Origin of the sequence: Pedobacter namyangjuensis (genome assembly GCF_003313325.1) — a bacterium.
Lineage (GTDB): Bacteria > Bacteroidota > Bacteroidia > Sphingobacteriales > Sphingobacteriaceae > Pedobacter > Pedobacter namyangjuensis.
This window is the reverse complement of the sequence record NZ_QMHQ01000002.1, coordinates 455,245-476,950: the sequence shown is the minus strand read 5'-3', so window position 1 is coordinate 476,950 and position 21,706 is coordinate 455,245. Positions and strand designations below refer to the sequence as shown.

Genomic DNA, 21,706 nt, shown 5'->3' with positions numbered 1-21,706 from the left:
ATCAACCCTTAACAGCTATGAAAGTTCAGGATACCATCACAGATTCGGTTTGTTACCACTGCGGAGAAACGCTGACCAATTATAAAATCGATTACGACGATAGGAAATTCTGTTGTGTTGGATGTAAAAGTGTTTACCAGATTTTATCTGAAAACAACATGTGCAATTATTACGCTTACAATCAAACACCCGGACAAAAACAACAAAGCAATGCACATTTCGAATATCTAGATGAAGCATCAATAGTTGCTCAATTAATTGATTATAAGGATAATGAAAATACAATCATTACATTTTATATGCCCGCTATACACTGTAGTTCATGTATTTGGTTGTTAGAGCATTTATATAAAATTAATCCTGCTATCTATAATTCTAGAATAGATTTTCTTAAAAAACAGGCTACTTTAAGTTTTAAGCATAGCGATATTTCTTTACGTGAGGTTGTAGAATGTTTGAGCCAGATTGGTTACGAACCCTTAATCAGTTTGCAAGACGTAGTTAAGGAGAAAAGTAAATCAGTTAACAAAGAGTTGATTTTAAAAATTGCGGTTGCTGGTTTTTGCATGAGTAATGTAATGCTATTCAGTTTTCCTGAATATTTTGGCTTATCAGGATTGGAAAAAAACTTCCAATATCTATTTGGTTGGATAAATCTTGCTTTTTGCATTCCGTCTACATTTTACTGCGGTAAAGAATATTTTACCTCGGCAATAACTAGCTTAAAACATAAACACGTTAATCTTGATACGCCTTTGGCATTAATTATTGCGGTTTTGTTTATCCGCACTGCTTATACTATAGTTTTTGATCAAGGTCCGGGTTTTGCTGATACGCTAACAGCACTGATATTTTTATTGTTGATGGGCAAATGGGTAAAACAGCGTACCTACCATCATATTTCTTTTGATAGAGATTACCGTTCGTATTTTCCTATTGCCATTACTACGCTTCAAGATGGGAAAGAAAAACCTGTTGCTATTAACGAATTGGCTATAGGTGATAGGTTATGGATTAGAAACGGAGAATTGATTCCGGCAGACGCCATTTTAATGAAAGGCGATGCATGGCTGGATATGAGCTTCGTAACCGGCGAAGCAGAGCCTCAACAAAAAGTTTTAGGCGAGATGGTTTACGCCGGTGGCCGACAAATGGGAGAGGCCATTGAAGTGGAAATTGTTAAGCTGGCTTCGCAGAGTTACTTAACGGGATTATGGAATAAGGATCATTACAAAACTAATTTCAAACGCAAAAACTTTAACGACGATATTGCGAAATACTTTAGTATAGGTGTTTTTGTAATTGCATTTAGTGCCCTAGCATATTGGTTTTATCAGGGAGATAGTACAAAAGCTTGGTCGGCATTTACCGCAGTAATTATTGTCGCTTGCCCTTGTGTTTTGGCATTAAGTACGCCTTTTACATTATCTGCAATTCTATCTGTATTTGACAAAAGAGGATTTTATGTAAAAAACACTGATGCAGTAGAGCAACTGGCAGATTGTGATACCATTATTTTTGATAAAACTGGAACATTAACTACTACAGAAACTGCAACCTTGCATTTCTCAGGCTTCTTAAATCACGAAGAGCAATTATTAGTGGCATCATTGCTCAGGAATTCTTCGCACCCATTAAGTCAGCATATTTTAAAAAATCTTGGCGCCAATAAGTCTTATCAAGTGGTTGATTATGTAGAAACGCCGGGTAAAGGTGTAAAAGGCTTGGTTAATCAGGTAATGGTTTATGCTGGTAGCAAAAACCTTTTGCCCTTGGGCATAGAGCATGATGATAGCAACGGAGTACACATTGTAATTGCAAATATTTACAAAGGTTGTTTTAAAATTCAGCAGGAGTGGAGAGATGGTTTACAGCCTTTAATTGCCGATTTAAAAAACGATTTTGATCTAAATATTCTTTCGGGGGATACAGAAAAAGACAAACAACAATTGCAACGATTTTTCCCAGCCCAAACCAAAATCCATTTTGAGCAAAGCCCAGTACAGAAGCTAAATGCCATTTTAGCTAAACAAGAAGAAGGTAAAAAGGTAATGATGCTTGGAGATGGTCTAAACGATGCCGGTGCACTAAAACAAAGTAATTTCGGTATTGCCCTAACAGATAACATTAACAATTTTACGCCAGGTTGCGATGCAATTTTAAAAGGAAGCTCGTTAAAATATCTGCCCAATTTCGTGAAGCTTAGCAGAGATGGGCTGACCATTATAAAAATAAGCTTTGCTATTGCATCTGCCTACAACTGCGTTGGCTTATATTATGCCGTACAAGGAACTTTGTATCCACTTGTTGCAGCGGTTTTAATGCCCCTAAGCACCATCACCATTATTAGCTTTACCAGTATAGCCACCAGATTATACGCACGTAAAAATAAACTTTTATGAACATCTTATATTTTTTAGTGGGTTGCAGTGTGGCTATGGCACTCATTTTCTTAGGTGCATTTATCTGGTCACTTAAATCAGGGCAACATGATGACGTTTACACTCCTGGCGTAAGAATTCTATTTGACGACGAGGTAGTTGATACTGTAGATACCCGAAAAGCAGATCCAAATCCGAAAAGTGACGATAATCACAATTAAGGGTAATAGCTGTCATCAGCTATGCTTGCCATGCTAAATACCTTTGCTTAATAACAAAACACAATATTTTCTATTTATGATGCAGCTAGAAAAATTTTCTTACGACAACAAAATCGTCCGCGACTTTGGTATTGCAACAATTGTTTGGGGCATTATAGGCATGACCGTAGGTTTGCTTGTAGCCATGCAATTGTTTAAGCCCGAAATGAATATGGGCAACCAATACACCACTTTTGGTAGAATTAGACCATTACACACAAATGCCGTAATTTTTGCCTTTGTGGGGAACGCTATTTTTATGGGTGTTTACTACTCTTTACAACGTTTGCTCAAAGCACGTATGTTTAGCACAGCCTTAAGTAAAATCCATTTTTGGGGCTGGCAATTAATTATCGTTTCGGCGGTAATCACACTCCCTTTAGGTTTTACATCATCTCATGAATATGCAGAATTAGAGTGGCCAATCGATATTGCCATTACCGTTATTTGGGTAGTTTTTGGTGTCAATATGTTCGGTACTATTTTTAAACGTAGGGAGCGTCATTTATACGTAGCCATTTGGTTTTACATCGCAACTTTTGTAACCATTGCTGTTTTGCATATTGTTAACTCGTTTCAGCTGCCAATATCGTTCTTAAAAAGTTATTATGTTTTCGCTGGCGTTCAAGATGCATTGGTGCAATGGTGGTATGGACATAATGCTGTAGCGTTTTTCTTAACTACGCCATATTTAGGTATGATGTATTACTTTTTGCCTAAAATGGCAAATCGTCCGGTGTATTCTTATAAATTAAGTATTCTTCACTTTTGGTCGTTAATATTTATCTACATCTGGGCTGGCCCCCACCACTTGCTATATACCTCTTTGCCAGGTTGGGCCCAATCTTTAGGCGTAGCTTTTTCAATAATGCTTATTGCACCAAGTTGGGGAGGTATGATTAACGGCTTGCTAACCTTACGTGGAGCTTGGGATAAAGTTAGGGAAGATGTAACCTTAAAGTTTATGGTGGTTGCGCTTACCGCTTATGGTATGGCAACATTTGAAGGTCCAATGCTTTCGTTGAAACAAATAAATGCTGTTGCTCACTTTACGGATTGGATTGTAGCCCATGTACATGTTGGTGCACTTGGCTGGAATGGTTTTTTAACCTTTGGTATTATGTATTGGTTGGTGCCAAGAATCTACAAAACTGAGCTATACTCTAAAAAAATGGCATCGTTCCATTTCTGGGTGGGCACATTAGGTATTTTGTTTTACGCAGTGCCAATGTATTGGGCAGGTTTTACACAAGGTTTAATGTGGAAAGAGTTTACCCAAGAAGGCTTGTTAAAATATCCTAACTTTTTAACTACAACATTGCAAATAATACCGATGCATGTTTTGCGTGGAATTGGTGGTGCACTATACTTATCTGGTGTAGTTGTTATGGCTTACAACTTAGGAAAAACTATGTTAAAGGGTAGTTTGGTAGCCGACGAAACTGCCGAAGCAATGCCTCTAGCGCCGGAAATTGAAGAAACTGATCCTGCAGATAAAAAATGGCACCGCGTTTTGGAGCGCAAGCCGATGAAGTTTATGGTGTTCTCTTTAATTGTAATCTTAATTGGAGGTATGATAGAGATGATGCCAACGTTTACTATCGAATCTAACATACCAACCATTGCATCTGTTAAACCTTACACACCTTTAGAGTTACAGGGTAGAGATTTATACATTAAAGAAGGATGTGTAAACTGCCATACCCAAACCGTTCGACCATTCCGTTCAGAAACTGAAAGATATGGCGAGTACAGCAAAGCTGGAGAATATGTTTACGATCATCCATTTTTATGGGGAAGTAAAAGAACCGGACCAGATTTGCACAGGTTAGGAGGGAAATACTCTAATGCTTGGCATTTTAACCACATGTTAGATCCCAATTCAATGTCGCCTGGAAGTATTATGCCTCCGTATCCTTGGCTAATTACACAAACCTTGGATATTTCTACTACAGAAGCCAAAATTAAAGCGATGCAAACTTTAGGTGTTCCGTATCGTAAAGGCTTTGAACTAGAAGCCAACGACAAGTTGAAACAACAGGCAGAAGAAATTTCGGCAGACCTGAAACAGAACAACATCAATGTTAAAAGCGACAAAGAAATTATTGCTTTAATTGCCTACTTACAGCGTTTAGGTGCAGATATCAAAGCTAACAAATCAACTATTCCATCAAATCAATAGTTATGTTTAAACAATTAAAAGACTTAGCAGGAGGCGAATTTTACTTAATTACTTCGCTTATCATCTTTATGGTTTTCTTCCTTATTGTGGCGGTTTATCTGTACAAAATGAGCAAGGGCCATATCCAAATTATGAGTAATCTACCTTTCGAAAACCAACAAAATAATACCGATGAAGAGGACTAAATTATTGCTTTCATTTATGTTTCTTGGCTTTGGCGCTTTTGCCCAAACCGAAGAAGTTGTTGCACCGACTATTCAAGCGCCTAGCTTAGGTTTAAGTACAACTGAAATATTAATCATCGCTCTGCTTTTATTTGCCATAGTTTTATTGCTGGTTTCGGTTACGTTGTTTAACGCATTTAAAATAATGTTGAAGGAAAAAACTAATCCGCAACCTTATATTAAATTTAAAGCAGATCCTTTACTAGATTACGATGAATGGCTTGTGCAGAATAAAACAAAGCCAAATATTTGGACAAAGCTACTTAGTTTAAGACCGATTGAGGAGGAGAAAGGTTTAGAGATTCCACATGCTTATGATGGAATTAAGGAGTTGAATAATCCGATACCAGCTTGGTTTAATGTGCTTTTTTATGGAACCTTGATTTTCGCAGCAGGCTACCTGTATTATTACCATGTTGGCGAATATGGAGAAAGGCAAGACGATGAGTATGCTACTGAGATCGCTAAAGCAGATGTTGCAAAACGTGCTTTTTTAGCAAAATCTACCACCAATTTCGATGAAAATACTGTAAAGATTGACGCCACTCAGGTTGCCAATGGTAAAATGGTTTTCGATGCTAACTGCATTGCTTGTCATGGCGATAAGGGCCAAGGATTGGTGGGGCCGAACCTAACAGATGAGTTTTGGTTGCACGGCGGAAGCGTAAGTGATGTTTTCAAGGTAGTTAAATATGGTGTGCCGGCAAAAGGAATGGTAAGCTGGGAGAAAAATTTAACCTCACAAAAAATAAGTGAGGTTACCAATTACATTTTGTCTTTGCAGGGTTCAAATCCGGCAGGTGCAAAAAGTGCACAAGGGGAGAAATATGTATCGAACAGTGCAGAAGGAACAGTAGCAAATGATACAACCGCAAAAAAATAGCAAAGAGAAAAAAGGACGTAACTTCCTTTATCCGAAAAAACCAGCTGGTAAGTTATACAACTATCGTAAATGGGTAAGTTATGTTCTTTTGCTATTTTTATTTGCTGCACCGCATCTAAAAATGGGTGGCGAACAAATGGTGTTAATCAATTTTATCGAACGCAAATTTGTATTCTTTGGATTGATATTTACACCGCAAGATTTTTATCTATTTGCATTGGCAATGTTGGTAGTGCTAATTTTTATAGTTTGCTTTACGGTAGTGCTAGGCAGATTATGGTGCGGATGGGTTTGTCCGCAAACCATTTTCATGGAGATGGTTTTTAGAAGAATCGAATATTGGATTGAAGGTGATGCAAATCAACAGAAAAAGTTAGATGCCCAACCTTGGACACGTGAAAAGGTTTTAAAAAAAGGTTTTAAGCACAGCATTTTCGTTTTTATATCATTCTTAATAGCTAATACTTTTTTAGCTTATCTAATTGGCTCGCAACAACTCTACAAAATTATTACCGAACCAATTAACCAACATGTTTCAGGGTTTCTGTCAATCTGGTTATTTACTGCTGTTTTCTATTTCGTTTTTGCCTACGTTAGGGAAGTTGTTTGTACGGTAATTTGTCCTTACGGAAGATTACAAGGCGTTTTATTGGATAACCAAAGCTTAATTGTAGCGTACGATGAAAACCGAGGTGAACCTAGGGGCAAATTACAAAAGGCGGTGATAGACTCAAGCAAAGGCGATTGCGTAGACTGCGGATTATGCGTTCAAGTTTGCCCAACTGGTATAGATATTAGAAAAGGTACGCAGTTGGAGTGTGTTAATTGCACGGCTTGTATCGATAGCTGTAACGAGGTAATGCTTAAAATACATAAACCCGAAAATTTAATTGGTTTTTACAGTCAGGATTTTATTGCTGAGAGGAAACCATTTAAGTTAGGTATTAAAGCATACGGTTATACGGCCGTTTTATTTGTGGTGATTCTGATATTCTCATCTCTAGTTTATAAACGAACCGAGGTACAAACAACAGTTTTACGTGCAAGTGGCACAACTTATCAGGCTAGGCCAGACGGAACTATTAGCAATCTATACAATGCAGAGTTGATTAACAAAACCAATAAAGACATCAACTTTGTTTTTAGATCTGATAACCCGGATGATAAAATAGAATTTATACAAAAGACCGGGATGTTGCCTAAGGAAGGGACAGTTAGCATCACTTTTTTCTTGATTAAAAATCCGAAGGATTTAAAGAGTTACAAGACAGATGTTAAGTTCGAAGTAAACTCAAATAATAGAATAGTTAGCTCGGCAGAGACCACGTTTTTTTCGCAACCACAATAAAAATAAAGCTTATGAATTGGGGCACAAAATTAGTTTTAGGGATGGCAACTTTTATGTTGTTTGTAATTGGTATGGTGGTTTATATGTTCAGCGTACATGGAAACGATTCTTTGGTTGAAGAAGACTATTATGAAAAAGGACTCGCTTACAATAAAGAATATGATGCTAAACGAAATACACTTTTAGACAAAGCAGAGCCAGTAATTAAGATTGAGGCCAGTAAAATTATAATTCAGCTTAAAGACAGCGCCACTTACCATTTAAAGATAAATAATGCTTCTAAAGCTAAAGAAGATAGGTCGTCAAAAGGGGAGACCATAGGCGAAGCCAATTTAATTATTGTAGATAGCCAACTATTTAATAAAGGCCTTTGGGCTCTGGATTTGAAGTGGACCAGCAAGGGCAAAAATTATCAATATAACAAAAACATCACCTTGTGAGCAGTTTACATTTAGCTTTTTTAATGGGTTTGTTGGGGAGTTTGCATTGCGCTGTTATGTGCGGCCCGTTGATGCTAAGTTTACCCTTGCAAAAAGCTAGCTTCTTAAAATCTGCTTTTCAGGTTATATCCTATCAATTAGGACGCATTTTAACCTACACGCTTTTAGGTATATTGGTAGGTTTTATTGGAAATAGCTTTAGCGTTTTCGCAAATCAGAAAACCTTAAGTTTTACCATTGGGATTGTATTGGTTGTTTTTGTTGGTTTACAATTAAGTGGTAGGTACAGTAAATCACTCAGCTATCTTCAATCTATAATGCTAATACCCGTAAGTAAATTAATGGGCAAAATATTTGGTATGCCATTGTGGGGGTTTCTTGCCGGTTTTTTAAACGGCTTAATCCCCTGCGGAATGGTGTACTTGGCGCTTGCTACTGCTTTAAATAGTGCAAGTGTTAGAGAGGGGGCAAGCTTTATGTTTTTGTTTGGTCTAGGTACAACACCATTAATGCTTTTAATTTCCTTTGGCGGTATCTATTTAAACAAATACATTCGTTTTAATACTCAAAAACTAGTGCCTTGGTTTATGTTGTTTATGGGAGCGTTATTTATTTTACGTTCTGCAGATTTGGGCGTCGCATTTTTATCGCCCGATACTAAAACACATAACCATCAGCATCAAAATGTAGTTGAATGTAAGTAGGTCGCTCAAAATGTATTTTAATAGAATTTAATTTTTATAATTAAATTGTTTGAGAAGGTTGCACAAGGGCAACCTTTTTTATGTCTTAACTTTCACTATGTAATTTTTCAAGGACATGATCAATCATTTTTGAATTTGTTAAAACTTTAGCTATAATTGTTTTGTTTAAATATTATTCAAAAAAGTTAAACATTGCGTTATTCCATTTCAGATTTAGAGCAACTTTCTGGCGTACATGCCCATACCATTCGTATGTGGGAACAGCGGTATAATGCGCTAGATCCTCATCGCTCTGCTGGTAATACGCGTTTTTACGATGATGAACACCTAAAACGCTTACTAAATATCGTAAGCATCAATAAAAAAGGACTAAAAATCTCTAAAATATGTGCGCTTTCAAATCAAGAAATCAAAGATTTGATAGACGAACAAATCTTAAGCACAAAAAATTCGGAAAAAGAGTTAGAGTTTTACATTTCTCAATTAATTAATGCAGGCTTAAATTACGACGAGAAGGAGTTTAGCTTGTTGTTGGATGAATGTATAAGTTTACACGGTTTGAGCAAAACCTATGTCGAAATCATTTACCCGTTATTAGTTCGTTTGGGTTTAATGTGGCAGAAGGATAGCATATGTACTGCTCAGGAACATTTTTTAACCCATATTATTCGCCAAAAAATTTTCCTAGCAATTGATGAAGTAGAATTTACCGATCAGTCTACCGAAAAATGGTTGCTGTTTTTACCAGAAAATGAAACCCATGAAATAGGTATTTTATTTGCCAATTATTTATTACGCAAAGCTGGAAAAAGAGTAATTTACTTGGGTGCTAATGTACCTTCTTCTGCAGTTAATGATGTGGTAAAAAGCACCAAGATAAACTGCTTACTTTTGTTTATGGTGCAAACAAAACTTGATGAACACCTCCAGACTTATTTAATGCAAATTAGCAATCAGTTTAGTCATTTAACAATTTATATAGCCGGCAGTTCGGCACTTTTTAAAGGTGTAGAGTTGCCCAAAAACATAATTCATATCGCTACCATCAATCAACTAGAATCTATGATAAATCCGCGTACCAATGTTCACTAGTGATAAAGAAAATATAGCTGTTATAGGTGCTGGTTTTGCAGGTTTGAGTGCGGCCGCTTATTTAGCAAAGCAAGGCTACGCAGTAGACGTTTTTGAAAAAAACGAAACTATTGGCGGTAGGGCAAGACAAATGGACGTTGTTGAAGGTTATAAATTTGATATGGGCCCAAGTTGGTATTGGATGCCTGATGTTTTTGAGAAATTTTTTAACGATTTTGGTTATACAGCCACCGATTTTTACAAGCTTACATTATTAAATCCTTCATTTTCTGTTGTTTTCGAGGGTGAGGTGCTGGATATTCCAGCAAATTACCAAGAGTTGAAAGATTTATTTGAATCTATTGAACCTAATAGTGGTAAAAAGTTAGATGCATTTATGCAAGAAGCCGAGTTTAAGTACAAGGTAGGAATGGAGAATTTGGTTTATAAACCTGGCTTGTCGCTAATGGAGTTTGCAGATTCTGATTTTTTAAAGGGCGTTTTTAAACTACAGGTTTTTACATCGTTTAGTACCCATGTTAAAAAGTATTTTAGTAATCCTAAATTAATTGCATTGATGGAATTTCCGGTGCTTTTTTTAGGCGCAACACCAGAGAATACACCTGCACTTTACTCGTTAATGAATTATGCTGGCTTAAAACTTGGTACATGGTATCCAGAAGGTGGTTTTGGCTCAGTAATACAAGCTATGAAAACGGTTTGTGTTAGTTTGGGTGTTAATTTTCACTTAAACGAAGCTGTTGAGAGTTTGAGCGTGGTTGGTAAAGATGTACAACAACTTAAAACTGCAAACGGATTTCATCAATTTGATGCAGTAATTGCCGCTGCGGACTACCAACATGTAGAATCTAAATTGTTGCCAGAGGAATTTAGAAATTATGATGCTAAATATTGGGACAAGAGAGTTTTAGCACCTTCTAGTTTAATTTTCTATTTAGGTGTAACCAAACGAATTGACAAGCTTAAACATCATACTTTGTTTTTTGATGAGGATTTGAAAGTTCATGCAGATGAAATATATTCAAACCCACAATGGCCAAGTAAACCTTTGTTTTACGTTTGTTGTCCTTCTAAAACAGATTCTACCGTTGCACCAGAAGGTCATGAAAATTTATTTATCTTGATGCCGATTGCTCCAAACTTGCAAGATACAGAAGCTTTGAGAGAGCAATACTTTAATTTAATTATGGATAGGTTAGAGGTTTACTGCCAGCAAGATATAATTAGTGCAATAGATTATAAAAAGAGTTATTGTGTTAAAGATTTTATAAGCGATTACAATTCTTATAAGGGTAATGCTTATGGTTTGGCTAACACTTTAATGCAAACGGCAAATCTAAAACCATCAATTAAAAACAAAAAACTAAACAACCTTTTTTACGCAGGTCAGTTAACCGTTCCAGGCCCGGGAGTTCCTCCTTCAATAATTTCGGGCAATGTTTCTGCAAATCAAGTTCATAAATACTTAACATCCCTAGTTCATGAAAGAAATATTTGATAAAATCTCGGCTGAATGTAGTAGAATTACTACTCAACGCTACAGCACCAGCTTCTCTTGGGGTATTTATTTGCTTCGAAAGCCTTTGCGTGCGCCCATTTACGCCATATACGGTTTTGTAAGGTTTGCTGATGAAATTGTAGATACTTTTCACGATTACGATAAAAAGTATTTGCTAGATAAATTTAAAAAAGATTGTTTTGAAGCTATAGAATTCGGTATCAGTTTAAATCCGGTTTTAAATTCTTTTCAAAAGGTTATTAACGAATATAAAATAGATCACGATCTGATAAATTTGTTTCTAGATAGTATGGAGATGGATTTAGAACCTGGAATATATAGTAACGATAAATATGAAAAGTACATTTTAGGCTCAGCGGAAGTAGTCGGCTTAATGTGTTTATATGTTTTTGTAAATGGCGATAAAGAGCAGTATGAAAAGCTAAAACCATATGCAATGAAACTTGGTTCGACCTTTCAAAAAGTGAATTTCTTACGAGATGTAAAGGCCGATTACCAACAACTAAATCGTAACTATTTTCCTAATGTAAGCTTGGCAGAATTTTCAGACTATCAAAAAGAAGCCATTGAGAAAGAAATCGAAGAGGAGTTTAAACAGTCTTTGATTGGTATTAAACAATTGCCTTTATCTAGCAGACAGGGCGTATATTTAGCGTACATTTATTACAAGTCTCTTTTCGCTAAAATAAAAAGGGTTAAGGCAGATGAAATCATGAGCAAAAGAATAAGAATTTCAAATGGCCACAAATTAGGCTTAATGCTAGATTCTATGATTAGATATAAGATTAACGTGCTATGATGAATGTTTGCTTTATTTTTATGCTAACCTTTAGTTTGTTATCTGCAGTTGATGAGATAAAACTGATAGAGCTTAGAAATTTATATGAGCAAGCAATAAACAATGAGAAAGCTAATTTAAGGTTAGCTAACCTCATCCATAGCGACAACAATAGTGCAACAATAATTGGCTATAAAGGTGCAGGTACAATGATTTTAGCAAACCATGTTTTTAGCCCAATAAGCAAGTTAAACAAATTTAATAGAGGCAAAAAGTTGCTCGAACAAGCGGTTAAACAAGATCCAACTAATTTAGAGTTACGCTATTTGAGATTAACCATACAAACCAACGTACCTAAGTTTTTAGGGTATAGTAAAGAAATTAATACAGATAAGACAATACTAATTAATGGTTTAGAACAGTTATCTGATAAGGATTTAAAAAATAGAATAGTCGATTATCTACTAAAATCTTCTATTTGCACTAACGATGAGCTTAAAAAAGTGAGTTTATGGAAGAACAAGTAATTTTGGTAGATAGGAACGATGTAGAAATCGGTATTATGGGCAAAATGGAAGCGCATTATAAAGGAGCGTTACATAGAGCATTTTCGGTATTTATTTTTAATTCTAAAGGAGAATTGCTACTGCAACAGCGGGCTTCAGATAAGTATCATTCTCCCGGACAGTGGACAAATACCTGTTGTAGCCATCCCAGACAAGGAGAGGTTACAATTGCTGCCGCGAAAAGACGTTTAAGAGAAGAAATGGGACTGGATTGTCAGTTAAACTATGGATTTAACTTTTTGTACAAAGCTTCGTTCGATAATAATTTGATTGAGCACGAGTTTGATCATGTTTTTTTTGGCATTAGCGATAGGTTGCCGATTATTAATAAAACTGAGGTTATGGCCTATAAGTATATGGACATGAGTTTACTTGGCGATGATTTGATGGTTAACCCATCGAATTATACAGCTTGGTTAAATATATGTTTTGATAAAGTTTTAGAATTTAAAAATACGGTTTATGTTTAATTGGATAATATATGTTTTGATAGTTGTCGCCACATTTATTACAATGGAGGCAGTTGCTTGGTTAACCCATAAATATATTATGCATGGTATATTTTGGTTTTTACATAAAGATCATCATCAAAAAGATCATCCCAGTTTTTTTGAGAGAAATGACTTTTTCTTTTTAATATTTGCTATTCCTGGTATTATTTGTTTGGCCTTAGGTTCATTTTACGGAAATAATATTGCGCTTGCTATAGGTATTGGTATAACAATTTACGGAGCGGCGTATTTCTTTGTCCATGATATTTTTATACATCAAAGATTTAAGGTGCTAAGAAATACAAATCATTGGTATTTTAAGGCGATTAGAAGAGCACATAAAATGCATCATAAACATGTTAACAAAGAATACGGAGAATGTTTCGGTATGTTGTGGGTGCCTTTTAAATACTACAGAGAAAACAAAGCGACCAAAACATCATGACGAAATACACCTACTTGCTGGTAAATTTTTTTACCATCATTGTTCCCTTTATCTTTTCATTCCATCCTAAATTAAAATTCTATAAAACTTGGAGAGCTTTTTTTCCCGCAGTTATAATTACCGCAGTTTTTTTCCTAGTATGGGACCAGTATTTTACCAGGTTAGGCGTTTGGGGATTTAACGATAGGTACGTAATAGGAATTTATTTCGGCCATTTGCCTCTAGAAGAACTGTTATTTTTCTTTTGTATTCCTTATGCTTGCGTTTACACCTACCACTGTTTGGATTTATTCATCAAAAGAGAATTTTCGATGTTTGTAGAAAAAGCTATAACCAATGTATTTATTGTAGTTTTTCTTGCGGTGTGCATATTGCTATATCATCAAACTTACACCTTATTCGCTTTTTTAACATCAGCTTTGCTTTTAATTTTAGCTAAATATGTGTTAAAAGTAAAATGGTTAACTAAATTTTATATTATTTACGGCGTGCTATTATTCCCATTTCTGATAGTTAACGGCGTGCTTACCGGTACGGGTATAGACGAACCCGTAGTTTGGTATAATGAGGCAGAAATAATAGGATTTAGAATATTAACCATTCCTTTTGAAGATGTTTTCTACGGCATGGCAATGGTGCTGATGAATATGTTAATTTACAAAAAACTTCTAAGAAAATTTTAGTGTAAAAAAAAAGCTGTTTTACAACAGCCCGTATAATCCATTTTTAGGATAACTTATTTTCATTTGTTGAATACCGACTTGCTCCGGTTGTGCTTTGATAACTTTGTTTTCGTTGAAAGTATTCTCCTTAACTGGCAAATCAACTAGTTGGTTAGAACTTGAAGTAACGGCTTTTTGCAAATCGGTAGAAATAGTAGTGTTTAACATAGGTAGATGGTATTAGAATTAGCAATTATTTTGTTTCAATTGTTTTAAATAGGATATTATCATTTCGCAATCCATGCTTCTTGTTGCTCGAATCGCCGATTTTAATTTCTCTGCACTCACATTTAGTCTGTTAGTCCAATAAGTTAAATCTTGTTCATCGGCTATTTCAATTATAGCCTGATTATTTTCGAAGATATACGACTGATTTACCATTAGCTTGTGATTTGAATATACTTGTAACAAAGTAGAATTGGTTTGGTTTTCAAATAGCTAATAAAAAAATAAAATATCATCAATTTCTACAAACAAAAGCGCTTAGCCTTGGTTTTTAAATGAGAAATCGTTGTTTTCAATCGAATTCAATCAAAAAATCAAATATTATGACAGAAAAAGTTTTAGGAGTTATACTTGGCGGGGGCCAGGGTTCCAGATTGGCGCCATTAACACATACAAGATCTAAGCCGGCAGTGCCAATTGCAGGTAAATATCGTTTAGTTGATATTCCTATTTCTAACTGTTTAAACTCGGGCATCCACAGAATGTTCGTATTAACGCAATTTAACTCTGCATCCTTAAATAGGCATATAAAAAACACCTACAACTTCAGCCATTTTAGCGCAGCCTTTGTCGATATTTTGGCTGCAGAGCAAACGGTTAACAATGCCGGATGGTTTCAAGGTACAGCAGATGCCGTTAGGCAATGTATGCACCACATTGTTAGCCATGAATTTGATTATATTTTAATTCTTTCTGGAGACCAGTTATATCAAATGGATTTTCAGAAAATGATAGCGGAACACATTGAAAAGCAAGCTGCTGTTTCAATTGCTACCATACCTGTAAACGCAAAGGATGCTCCAGATTTTGGCATTCTAAAGGCAGATGATGATAATATGATAACTTCGTTTATCGAAAAGCCGAAAACTGGTTTGGAAGATTGGGTTTCTGATACCGGCGCTGAGATGCAGGCGGAAGGAAGAAATTATCTAGCGTCGATGGGTATTTATGTTTTTAACCGCGAATATTTGATTTCAATCTTAGATAACAACCCGGAAGAGAAAGACTTCGGTAAGGAAATTTTGCCTAGAGCCATCGGTTCTACTAAAGTTCTCAGCTATCAGTATGAGGGTTACTGGACAGATATCGGTAACATAAGTTCATTTTTTGAAGCAAATTTAGGTTTAACCGACGACTTGCCGAAGTTTAATACCTTCGATCATACACACACTATATTTACTCGCCCTCGTATGTTGCCACCGTCTAAAATTACAAATACACTATTAGCAAAAACGGTAATTGCAGAGGGCTGTATCATCAATGCCGAAAAAATTGAACACGCAGTTTTGGGCATTAGGTCTAGAATTGGCGTAGGCACCGTTATAACCAATGCTTATATAATGGGTAGTGACAGGTATCAAAACCTTGAAGAAATACAGAACGAAACCAATGCAGGCAGACCATTGATTGGTGTGGGAGATAATTGCATTATCAACAATGCAATAGTTGATAAAAACTGTCGTATTGGGGATGGTGTAGAAATAAACGGTGGCACACATTTAGAAGATGGCGATTATCCACTTTACGCTGTTAAAGACGGAATTGTGGTAGTTAAAAAAGGGGCGGTTTTAGCCAGTGGAACAAAAATTTAAATATGACAGAAAAGCATTTATACGGTACAGGAATAGTTGGAAATTGCGCTTTTATAGCACACGTAAATTTAAATACGGATATATCTTGGTTATGCTGGCCACGTTTTGATAGTTCTTTTGTTTTTGGTAGTTTATTGGATACCGATAAAGAAAAAACCGGAGAGTTTTCTATATTACCACAAGGTGATTTTACAACAAAACAGTATTATATAGAGAATACCAATGTACTTAGAACCGAAATAACTGCTGAAGATGGCACTTATAGGGTAACTGATTTTGCGCCTAGGTTTAAAGAAAACGACAGGTATTTTAAGCCACTTATGTTAATTCGTAAGGTGGAGCCTATTGTTGGAAATCCGCGTATAAAAGTAAAATGCAAGCCTGTTTATGATTATGGAAAGCGTAAGATGAAAGCCACTATGGGCAGTAACCATATAAGCTTTACGGGCGACACTGAAAATATGCAACTTAGCACCAATATTTCGCTTAATTATATACTGGACGAGAAATATTTTGTACTAAATGAAGCGAAATATCTGATTTTAATTTATGGTTATGAGCTAAATAAACCGATTAACAGTACAGCTGAACGCTTTTTAAAGGATACCATTGCTTACTGGCGTTTATGGATAAAACACTCTTCAATTGCATCATTTTATCAACCCATTGTAATTCGCTCTGCGTTGGTTCTAAAAATTCATCAGTACGAAGATACAGGAGCTATTATTGCCGCTAGTACTACAAGTTTGCCAGAGCATCCGGGTAGTACCAGAAATTGGGATTATAGGTATTGTTGGCTTAGAGATTCATTTTACGTGCTAACATCGCTAAACCACATTGGGCATTTTGAGGAGATGGAAAAATACTTCAATTACCTCTCTGATATTTCTTTCGCTAACGATAAACGTTACCAACCTTTGTATGGCATAGCTGGTGAAAGAGATATAACCGAATATACGCTCGATCATTTAAGTGGGTATCAAGGTGAACAGCCAGTTAGGGTAGGTAATCAGGCTTCAGAACACATACAAAATGATATTTATGGTCAGGTGCTTATATCTATGTTGCCACTCTATACAGACCATCGCTTTGTTTTCTCAGAGCGAAGTGATTCGCTAAAATGGATAGATCATGTTCTTTCTAAAATTGAGAGTACCATCGATGAAAAAGATGCTGGTATTTGGGAGTTTAGAAATATTGCAAATATGCATTGTTATAGCAATTTGTTTCAGTGGGCAGGAGCACATGCCGCACTAAAAATGGCCAAGACAATAGGAAATAAAGATTTTGAAGATAGGGCGAATGTGCTCATTGAAAAAGCATCAGCTCATATTGAGGCTTGTTATGATCCCGTTAGAAAAGTTTATACCAACGGTGTCGGTAGTCCTCATTTAGATGCAAGTACATTACAGCTTATCGTAATGAATTACTTAGATCCTGCGTCGCAGAAAGCTAAAGATCATTTAATAGCCTTAGAGAAAGAGCTCAAAACTGAAGATGGATTATTCTACAGGTATCTACATGCAGATGATTTTGGAAAGCCTAAAACGACGTTTCTCATCTGTGCATTTTGGTATGTTGAAGCATTGGCCTGCGTTGGCAGAACTGATGAGGCTATAAAAGAGTTTGAGAACATCATTAAATATTGCAACCACCTAATGTTATTTAGCGAAGATGTGGATGCTAAATCTGGTAGCCAATGGGGTAATTTTCCACAAGCTTATAGCCATGTTGGATTAATGAATGCAGCTTATCGTATTGCGATTAAACTAGATAGACCAATATTTTTGTAAATTTACTGAGGTAAAAAAAAGCCCGTTTCATATGATAACGGGCTTTTTTTTTAAATATTTTTAACCTTTTCTGCAATTTTAGCAATCGCTTCGAACATATAAAGCGCTCCATTGATAGCTTTCGGGTGCTGATCTTCTGGAAGTTCGTTTAGCACAGCTACAAAATTCTTCCAGTTGGGCATTAGGTTATCTTTATAAATACCGTAGTAGTTAAACTTATAGCCTGTAGAGAAATTTGGATTTAAGTTGAGCTGTTTTATAATTACTGCACCCCCCATAGTTGCACCTTCTAAAACATACATCGCTCCTAAAGCTGTTGCTTCATCAAATTCGATAATGTTATTAAGCAAATGAAATTTCTCTGAAATGCTAGAAGCACCAATATTTGCATCTTGCAAATCAAGTTCGAGTGCGTTTAACTTGTAACGTTTATCAATATCTAATGCTTTTGCATTTTCCGCGTTAATTGCCTTGTGTATAGCGTCTTCGTAAAGCAGGTGAGTAATGTAGTTGGTGGTAAGTATTTGCCTGTATTGATCTTGATTTAGCGTTTTCCCCATAATGTTTTTTACAAACATTAATTCTTCTAACTGATCATGCTGTGTGCTAGTTGCTTCTTTAAGTTTCTGCTGTAACATTCTTTAATTAATATTCTTATTCTGATTGAACCAAAAATCGTGTAAGGATTTTACGCAATCAACTAAATTTGTGTAGCCTGAAGGTTTGGTTACAAAGGCGTTTGCGCCAAACTCATAAGACGCTTTAACATCTTTTGGGTTATCTGAAGTAGAAAATAGAATTACAGGAACGTATTTTAAAAATGGAGTTTCCTTTATCTTTTTTAAAACATCCAACCCAGACAAACCTGGCAGGTTTAAATCTAATAAAATAAGTTTTGGGCGCTGTTTGGTAACAACAAAATTGTTAAGCTGTTCAATTGCACTCATGCCATCTACTACAACGCCAAGGGTTAGCTCGTTTTTTACTTCCTTTACCGCATGCTCCAGTATAAACGCATAATCTGGATCATCTTCCACACAAAAAATATCCGGGGTAATCATATAATTATTTTTTTAATGCTATATAAAAAGTAGTTCCTTTTTCTAATTCACTTTCAAACCAGATCCTACCATTGTGTCTTTCAATAATTCTCTTTACTATCGCTAGTCCTACACCTGTACCTTCAAAGTCTTTAACATTTTCCATTCTTTTGAAAAGTTCAAAAACCTTATCATGGTGGTTTACATCAATACCAATGCCATTATCGCTAATAGAATAAATTACTTCTTCACCTCTTAACACTGCGTTGATTTTAACCGTTGGCTTTTCGGCTTTTGAAGAATATTTTACCGCGTTACCAATAATGTTTGAAAAAACCTGCCCTATCAAAGTTTGGTCTCCGCTTACTTGGGGGCATTCTGAGACTATAATTTCTGTATCGAACGCTTTATATGCTGCTACAGAAGTATTTACAGCTTCGTCAATTAACTCTTGCATATTAATTTTAGAAAGTTCGAACTCAGCCCTGCCAACGCGAGCTAGTTTCAGAATTTCGTCTATTAAAAACTGCATTTTATCTGCTCCACTCAACACTCTGCTTAACAGGTTCTTGCCTTGCTCATCTACTGTGTTGTTTTTAAGAAGAAACAATTCTGTATAACTTTTAATAGATGTTAATGGTGTTCTCAAGTCGTGAGAAATAGTATAGCTAAATGTATCTAATTCTTCGTAAGCAAGTTTTAAACGCTCATTTAGCAGTCTTATTTCGTTAGCGGTTTTGTTTATTGCATTGTTGATTTTCTCTCTTATTTTAAGTACTCCGCTAATTTCTGTATTGCTCCAACTTAAAGAGGTATTTGCAACAATTTGGGCCCAAGTTGCGAAAGAGTTTCTAGGAGAAATTTTAGCTTCTCCGTTCGGTAGCATTTCTATCTGCTTATCTGGATTACCAGCCCAATTGACTGTTTGCAACTGTTCTGGTTTAAACCATACAATTAATTCACCCATATCTTTAGATAACATGCATGCTAAAATGCCACTTCCGATATTTTTAAATGCAATGCCTGGTTTGTACAGCGTTGATAATTGCTTGGTATGGTAAATAGTTTCCGTCATGGTTAATTTTAACCAATCAAAAAGCTCTTTTAATTCTTCGTTGTTAGGTGTTTCGCCTTTCGTGTAGATTTTATCTTCGAAAACAAGCGCAACTCCTTTCGCATTTACAATGTCTAAAAGGGTAGTAGGATATGCGGTTAAAGCATTAACGATAACTTTATCACGTTCCAGATTTTCACTGAGTTCGTTTAACCTTGCCGTGTAATGATTTTGTAAATCTGTGTCTTCTTCAACCTGCCTATATTCTAAAGCAGATGAAAGTATATTTCCAATTAATTTACATCCTTCTCTAGCTTTAAAATCAATAAATTTAGGTGAGTAATTGTGGCAAGCAATTAAGCCCCATAGTTCGCCTTGCGATATTAAGGAGATGCTAAAACTACTTGCAACCCCCATGTTTTTTAAGTATTGTATATGTATCGGAGAAACTGCACGTAACGTAGATTGCGTTAAATCTAAATGATCAACGGTCGAATCTGCACTTATTGCAACACTTTCTACATTAACATCTGCAATAATGCGAGTTAAATTAAGTTTATATAATTCTCTCGCTTGTTTTGGTATATCTGAAGCAGGGTAGTGTAAACCGAAAAATGGTTCTAATTCATCATTCTTAACTTCACTTACAACTTCTCCGTGCCCATCCTCATGGAATTTATAAATCATGATACGATCGTACTCGATCATGTTTTTAACTTCCTGAGCGGCCTTCGTTAATAATTTATCTAAAGATTTGTTAATTAAAATTTCTGAAACAGCTTTTCCAATCACGTTCTGGATATCGTACTCCAAAGTTGCTGGCTCGAATTCTAATACAAAACTTCCGTTGGATTTATGAATAATTAAATAAAACGGTTGTTCATTTATTTTAATTTTATAAGGATTGATAATATCAAAACCAGCCTGTCTGGCACCAAGCGTAAGTAAGTTTTCAAGATCTACAACTTCCGCTTTATCCTGCAATACCTTGTTAAAAAAGGAAATATTCTTTCCTAAAATTTCTTTTGGTTCTACGCCTAAATGTTCTTCTATGTTATCGCTAACGTATTTTATAGCGAAGTTATTTGAGTTAACTGCAACTAAAAAACCGTGTGCCTGTATTTTTCCTGGGATATGGATTGGCTCTACATCACAGTTGGTAAGATTGGTTTCCGCCATTCGGATATTCGAAATAAATGTTTCGGTACAATAATAGTTAAATAAAAAAAGATTTTAAATAAAATCTATAAGGAGCGTTACAACCTAAAGTACTAAAACAAATTAAAAAGCCCCAAAGTTTTTAGCTAAGAGGCTTTTTATAGTAATTAAAAGTTAATTTATGTTATGCAATTTTGCACTTCAGTTCTTCGTAAACCTTCAAGAATTTTTTCAAATGCATTCTTGCATAATGAATACGGGTTTTTACAGTACCGATAGGCATATCAAATTCTTCGGCAATTTCATGGTATTTGTAACCTTCGAAATAACGCATAAACGGCTCGTACAAATTATCTGGTAATGTTTTTAATGCTTTGCTAATATCGCCGTTAATAAACTTTAGCTCACCTTCATTTCTTGTGCAACTTAGCATCAATTGTGCCGATGATATTTCTTCCTCCGTAGAAACAACGCGTTGCACCCTTGCATTTCTGCGGTAATTATTTATAAAAGTGTTTTTCATTATAGTAAACAACCAAGCTCTGAAATTAGTCTCGGGCTTAAATTTGCTAAAATAAGTAAAGGCTTTTAAGAGTGTGTCCTGCATTAAATCAGCTGCATTCTCTTCATCATTGGTAAATCCCATTGCGTAAGCTTTTAACTTAGCGTGGTATGGACTGATCATTGTGTCGAAGTTTAACGATTCTGTAGCCATGTCTTTCAATTGTTTAGGTTTAAGGATGATTTCCTAAACGAACTCAAACACTATACCATGTAAGTAGGATTAATTTTAGTGGTTTTACTTATAA

At 35.6% G+C, this 21,706-nt stretch carries 23 protein-coding genes; 17 read left to right on the top strand and 6 right to left on the bottom strand.

Going from position 1 to position 21,706, the window contains the following annotated elements:
• Positions 1 to 17 precede the first annotated feature (17 nt).
• From DUT69_RS09210 to DUT69_RS09140, 15 genes are all read left to right on the top strand, one after another.
• Positions 18 to 2,402 carry a heavy metal translocating P-type ATPase gene (locus DUT69_RS09210; protein ID WP_113652939.1) on the top strand — a complete coding sequence of 795 codons (2,385 nt, stop codon included), beginning with the start codon at positions 18 to 20 and terminating at the stop codon, positions 2,400 to 2,402.
• The gene (ccoS, locus tag DUT69_RS09205; RefSeq protein ID WP_113652938.1) at positions 2,399 to 2,602 is read left to right on the top strand and encodes a cbb3-type cytochrome oxidase assembly protein CcoS; all 204 of its coding nucleotides are present in this window, start codon (positions 2,399 to 2,401) and stop codon (positions 2,600 to 2,602) included. Before DUT69_RS09210 ends, ccoS begins: the two co-directional genes overlap by 4 nt.
• 79 nt (positions 2,603 to 2,681) lie before the next feature.
• A complete protein-coding gene (gene ccoN, locus DUT69_RS09200) occupies positions 2,682 to 4,823 on the top strand; it encodes a cytochrome-c oxidase, cbb3-type subunit I (protein WP_113653447.1) in 2,142 nt (713 codons plus the stop codon).
• A gap of 2 nt (positions 4,824 to 4,825) precedes the next feature.
• Positions 4,826 to 5,008, top strand: a complete 183-nt coding sequence (locus tag DUT69_RS09195) for a hypothetical protein (RefSeq protein ID WP_113652937.1) — start codon at positions 4,826 to 4,828, stop codon at positions 5,006 to 5,008.
• Positions 4,995 to 5,930, top strand: a complete 936-nt coding sequence (locus tag DUT69_RS09190; RefSeq protein WP_240186687.1) for a cbb3-type cytochrome c oxidase N-terminal domain-containing protein — start codon at positions 4,995 to 4,997, stop codon at positions 5,928 to 5,930. The genes DUT69_RS09195 and DUT69_RS09190 overlap by 14 nt, the downstream gene beginning before the upstream one ends.
• Positions 5,908 to 7,278 (top strand): cytochrome c oxidase accessory protein CcoG, encoded by a 1,371-nt coding sequence (gene ccoG / locus DUT69_RS09185; protein ID WP_113652936.1) that lies wholly within the window; start codon positions 5,908 to 5,910, stop codon positions 7,276 to 7,278. The genes DUT69_RS09190 and ccoG overlap by 23 nt, the downstream gene beginning before the upstream one ends.
• Before the next feature lie 11 nt (positions 7,279 to 7,289).
• Positions 7,290 to 7,718: a FixH family protein gene (locus DUT69_RS09180; protein WP_113652935.1), complete on the top strand. Its 429-nt coding sequence runs from the start codon at positions 7,290 to 7,292 to the stop codon at positions 7,716 to 7,718.
• Positions 7,715 to 8,422 (top strand): sulfite exporter TauE/SafE family protein, encoded by a 708-nt coding sequence (locus DUT69_RS09175; protein WP_162796232.1) that lies wholly within the window; start codon positions 7,715 to 7,717, stop codon positions 8,420 to 8,422. The genes DUT69_RS09180 and DUT69_RS09175 overlap by 4 nt, the downstream gene beginning before the upstream one ends.
• A gap of 192 nt (positions 8,423 to 8,614) precedes the next feature.
• Entirely contained in the window at positions 8,615 to 9,514 is a 900-nt protein-coding gene (locus tag DUT69_RS09170; RefSeq protein WP_113652933.1) for a MerR family transcriptional regulator, read from the top strand.
• Complete coding sequence (locus tag DUT69_RS09165) at positions 9,504 to 11,012, top strand: phytoene desaturase family protein (RefSeq protein ID WP_113652932.1); 1,509 nt, start codon at positions 9,504 to 9,506, stop codon at positions 11,010 to 11,012. Before DUT69_RS09170 ends, DUT69_RS09165 begins: the two co-directional genes overlap by 11 nt.
• On the top strand, positions 10,996 to 11,832 hold the full coding sequence (locus DUT69_RS09160; RefSeq protein ID WP_113652931.1) for a phytoene/squalene synthase family protein: 837 nt from the start codon (positions 10,996 to 10,998) through the stop codon (positions 11,830 to 11,832). The genes DUT69_RS09165 and DUT69_RS09160 overlap by 17 nt, the downstream gene beginning before the upstream one ends.
• The gene (locus DUT69_RS09155) at positions 11,829 to 12,338 is read left to right on the top strand and encodes a hypothetical protein (protein ID WP_162796231.1); all 510 of its coding nucleotides are present in this window, start codon (positions 11,829 to 11,831) and stop codon (positions 12,336 to 12,338) included. Before DUT69_RS09160 ends, DUT69_RS09155 begins: the two co-directional genes overlap by 4 nt.
• Positions 12,323 to 12,847 carry an isopentenyl-diphosphate Delta-isomerase gene (gene idi / locus DUT69_RS09150; RefSeq protein ID WP_113652929.1) on the top strand — a complete coding sequence of 175 codons (525 nt, stop codon included), beginning with the start codon at positions 12,323 to 12,325 and terminating at the stop codon, positions 12,845 to 12,847. The genes DUT69_RS09155 and idi overlap by 16 nt, the downstream gene beginning before the upstream one ends.
• The gene (locus DUT69_RS09145) at positions 12,840 to 13,313 is read left to right on the top strand and encodes a sterol desaturase family protein (RefSeq protein WP_113652928.1); all 474 of its coding nucleotides are present in this window, start codon (positions 12,840 to 12,842) and stop codon (positions 13,311 to 13,313) included. Before idi ends, DUT69_RS09145 begins: the two co-directional genes overlap by 8 nt.
• Positions 13,310 to 13,996 carry a lycopene cyclase domain-containing protein gene (locus DUT69_RS09140; protein WP_113652927.1) on the top strand — a complete coding sequence of 229 codons (687 nt, stop codon included), beginning with the start codon at positions 13,310 to 13,312 and terminating at the stop codon, positions 13,994 to 13,996. The genes DUT69_RS09145 and DUT69_RS09140 overlap by 4 nt, the downstream gene beginning before the upstream one ends.
• 18 nt (positions 13,997 to 14,014) lie before the next feature.
• Here DUT69_RS09140 and DUT69_RS09135 read toward each other — a convergent pair whose 3' ends face one another.
• Positions 14,015 to 14,203: a hypothetical protein gene (locus DUT69_RS09135; protein ID WP_113652926.1), complete on the bottom strand. Its 189-nt coding sequence runs from the start codon at positions 14,201 to 14,203 to the stop codon at positions 14,015 to 14,017.
• An 18-nt stretch (positions 14,204 to 14,221) separates the two neighbouring features.
• On the bottom strand, positions 14,222 to 14,416 hold the full coding sequence (locus DUT69_RS19550) for a DUF3606 domain-containing protein (protein ID WP_113652925.1): 195 nt from the start codon (positions 14,414 to 14,416) through the stop codon (positions 14,222 to 14,224).
• 167 nt (positions 14,417 to 14,583) lie between these two features.
• Here DUT69_RS19550 and DUT69_RS09125 point away from each other — a divergent pair, with 167 nt between their 5' ends.
• Both DUT69_RS09125 and DUT69_RS09120 read left to right on the top strand, forming a co-directional pair.
• Positions 14,584 to 15,852 carry a glucose-1-phosphate adenylyltransferase gene (locus DUT69_RS09125; RefSeq protein ID WP_113652924.1) on the top strand — a complete coding sequence of 423 codons (1,269 nt, stop codon included), beginning with the start codon at positions 14,584 to 14,586 and terminating at the stop codon, positions 15,850 to 15,852.
• Between the two features lie 2 nt (positions 15,853 to 15,854).
• Positions 15,855 to 17,645, top strand: a complete 1,791-nt coding sequence (locus DUT69_RS09120) for a glycoside hydrolase family 15 protein (protein ID WP_113652923.1) — start codon at positions 15,855 to 15,857, stop codon at positions 17,643 to 17,645.
• Positions 17,646 to 17,695: 50 nt separating this feature from the next.
• On the opposite strand, the gene DUT69_RS09115 is transcribed toward DUT69_RS09120, so the two are convergent.
• The 4 genes from DUT69_RS09115 to DUT69_RS09100 form a co-directional block, all read right to left on the bottom strand.
• A complete protein-coding gene (locus tag DUT69_RS09115; protein WP_113652922.1) occupies positions 17,696 to 18,283 on the bottom strand; it encodes a biliverdin-producing heme oxygenase in 588 nt (195 codons plus the stop codon).
• A 3-nt stretch (positions 18,284 to 18,286) separates the two neighbouring features.
• Positions 18,287 to 18,706, bottom strand: a complete 420-nt coding sequence (locus tag DUT69_RS09110) for a response regulator (RefSeq protein ID WP_113652921.1) — start codon at positions 18,704 to 18,706, stop codon at positions 18,287 to 18,289.
• Between the two features lie 4 nt (positions 18,707 to 18,710).
• Positions 18,711 to 20,918 carry an ATP-binding protein gene (locus tag DUT69_RS09105; protein ID WP_240186686.1) on the bottom strand — a complete coding sequence of 736 codons (2,208 nt, stop codon included), beginning with the start codon at positions 20,916 to 20,918 and terminating at the stop codon, positions 18,711 to 18,713.
• Between the two features lie 163 nt (positions 20,919 to 21,081).
• A complete protein-coding gene (locus DUT69_RS09100) occupies positions 21,082 to 21,612 on the bottom strand; it encodes an RNA polymerase sigma factor (protein ID WP_113652919.1) in 531 nt (176 codons plus the stop codon).
• Positions 21,613 to 21,706 lie beyond the last annotated feature (94 nt).

Coding starts and splice junctions, on each gene's coding strand:
- idi (WP_113652929.1), top strand. CDS start 12,323: ATGGAAGAACAAGTAATTTTGGTAGATAGGAACGATGTAGAAATCGGT.
- DUT69_RS09145 (WP_113652928.1), top strand. CDS start 12,840: ATGTTTAATTGGATAATATATGTTTTGATAGTTGTCGCCACATTTATT.
- DUT69_RS09180 (WP_113652935.1), top strand. CDS start 7,290: ATGAATTGGGGCACAAAATTAGTTTTAGGGATGGCAACTTTTATGTTG.
- ccoS (WP_113652938.1), top strand. CDS start 2,399: ATGAACATCTTATATTTTTTAGTGGGTTGCAGTGTGGCTATGGCACTC.
- DUT69_RS09125 (WP_113652924.1), top strand. CDS start 14,584: ATGACAGAAAAAGTTTTAGGAGTTATACTTGGCGGGGGCCAGGGTTCC.
- ccoG (WP_113652936.1), top strand. CDS start 5,908: ATGATACAACCGCAAAAAAATAGCAAAGAGAAAAAAGGACGTAACTTC.
- DUT69_RS09140 (WP_113652927.1), top strand. CDS start 13,310: ATGACGAAATACACCTACTTGCTGGTAAATTTTTTTACCATCATTGTT.
- DUT69_RS09195 (WP_113652937.1), top strand. CDS start 4,826: ATGTTTAAACAATTAAAAGACTTAGCAGGAGGCGAATTTTACTTAATT.
- DUT69_RS09120 (WP_113652923.1), top strand. CDS start 15,855: ATGACAGAAAAGCATTTATACGGTACAGGAATAGTTGGAAATTGCGCT.
- DUT69_RS09210 (WP_113652939.1), top strand. CDS start 18: ATGAAAGTTCAGGATACCATCACAGATTCGGTTTGTTACCACTGCGGA.
- DUT69_RS19550 (WP_113652925.1), bottom strand. CDS start 14,416: ATGGTAAATCAGTCGTATATCTTCGAAAATAATCAGGCTATAATTGAA.
- DUT69_RS09155 (WP_162796231.1), top strand. CDS start 11,829: ATGATGAATGTTTGCTTTATTTTTATGCTAACCTTTAGTTTGTTATCT.
- ccoN (WP_113653447.1), top strand. CDS start 2,682: ATGCAGCTAGAAAAATTTTCTTACGACAACAAAATCGTCCGCGACTTT.
- DUT69_RS09105 (WP_240186686.1), bottom strand. CDS start 20,918: ATGGCGGAAACCAATCTTACCAACTGTGATGTAGAGCCAATCCATATC.
- DUT69_RS09110 (WP_113652921.1), bottom strand. CDS start 18,706: ATGATTACCCCGGATATTTTTTGTGTGGAAGATGATCCAGATTATGCG.
- DUT69_RS09135 (WP_113652926.1), bottom strand. CDS start 14,203: ATGTTAAACACTACTATTTCTACCGATTTGCAAAAAGCCGTTACTTCA.
- DUT69_RS09115 (WP_113652922.1), bottom strand. CDS start 18,283: ATGTTACAGCAGAAACTTAAAGAAGCAACTAGCACACAGCATGATCAG.
- DUT69_RS09160 (WP_113652931.1), top strand. CDS start 10,996: ATGAAAGAAATATTTGATAAAATCTCGGCTGAATGTAGTAGAATTACT.
- DUT69_RS09190 (WP_240186687.1), top strand. CDS start 4,995: ATGAAGAGGACTAAATTATTGCTTTCATTTATGTTTCTTGGCTTTGGC.
- DUT69_RS09165 (WP_113652932.1), top strand. CDS start 9,504: ATGTTCACTAGTGATAAAGAAAATATAGCTGTTATAGGTGCTGGTTTT.
- DUT69_RS09100 (WP_113652919.1), bottom strand. CDS start 21,612: ATGGCTACAGAATCGTTAAACTTCGACACAATGATCAGTCCATACCAC.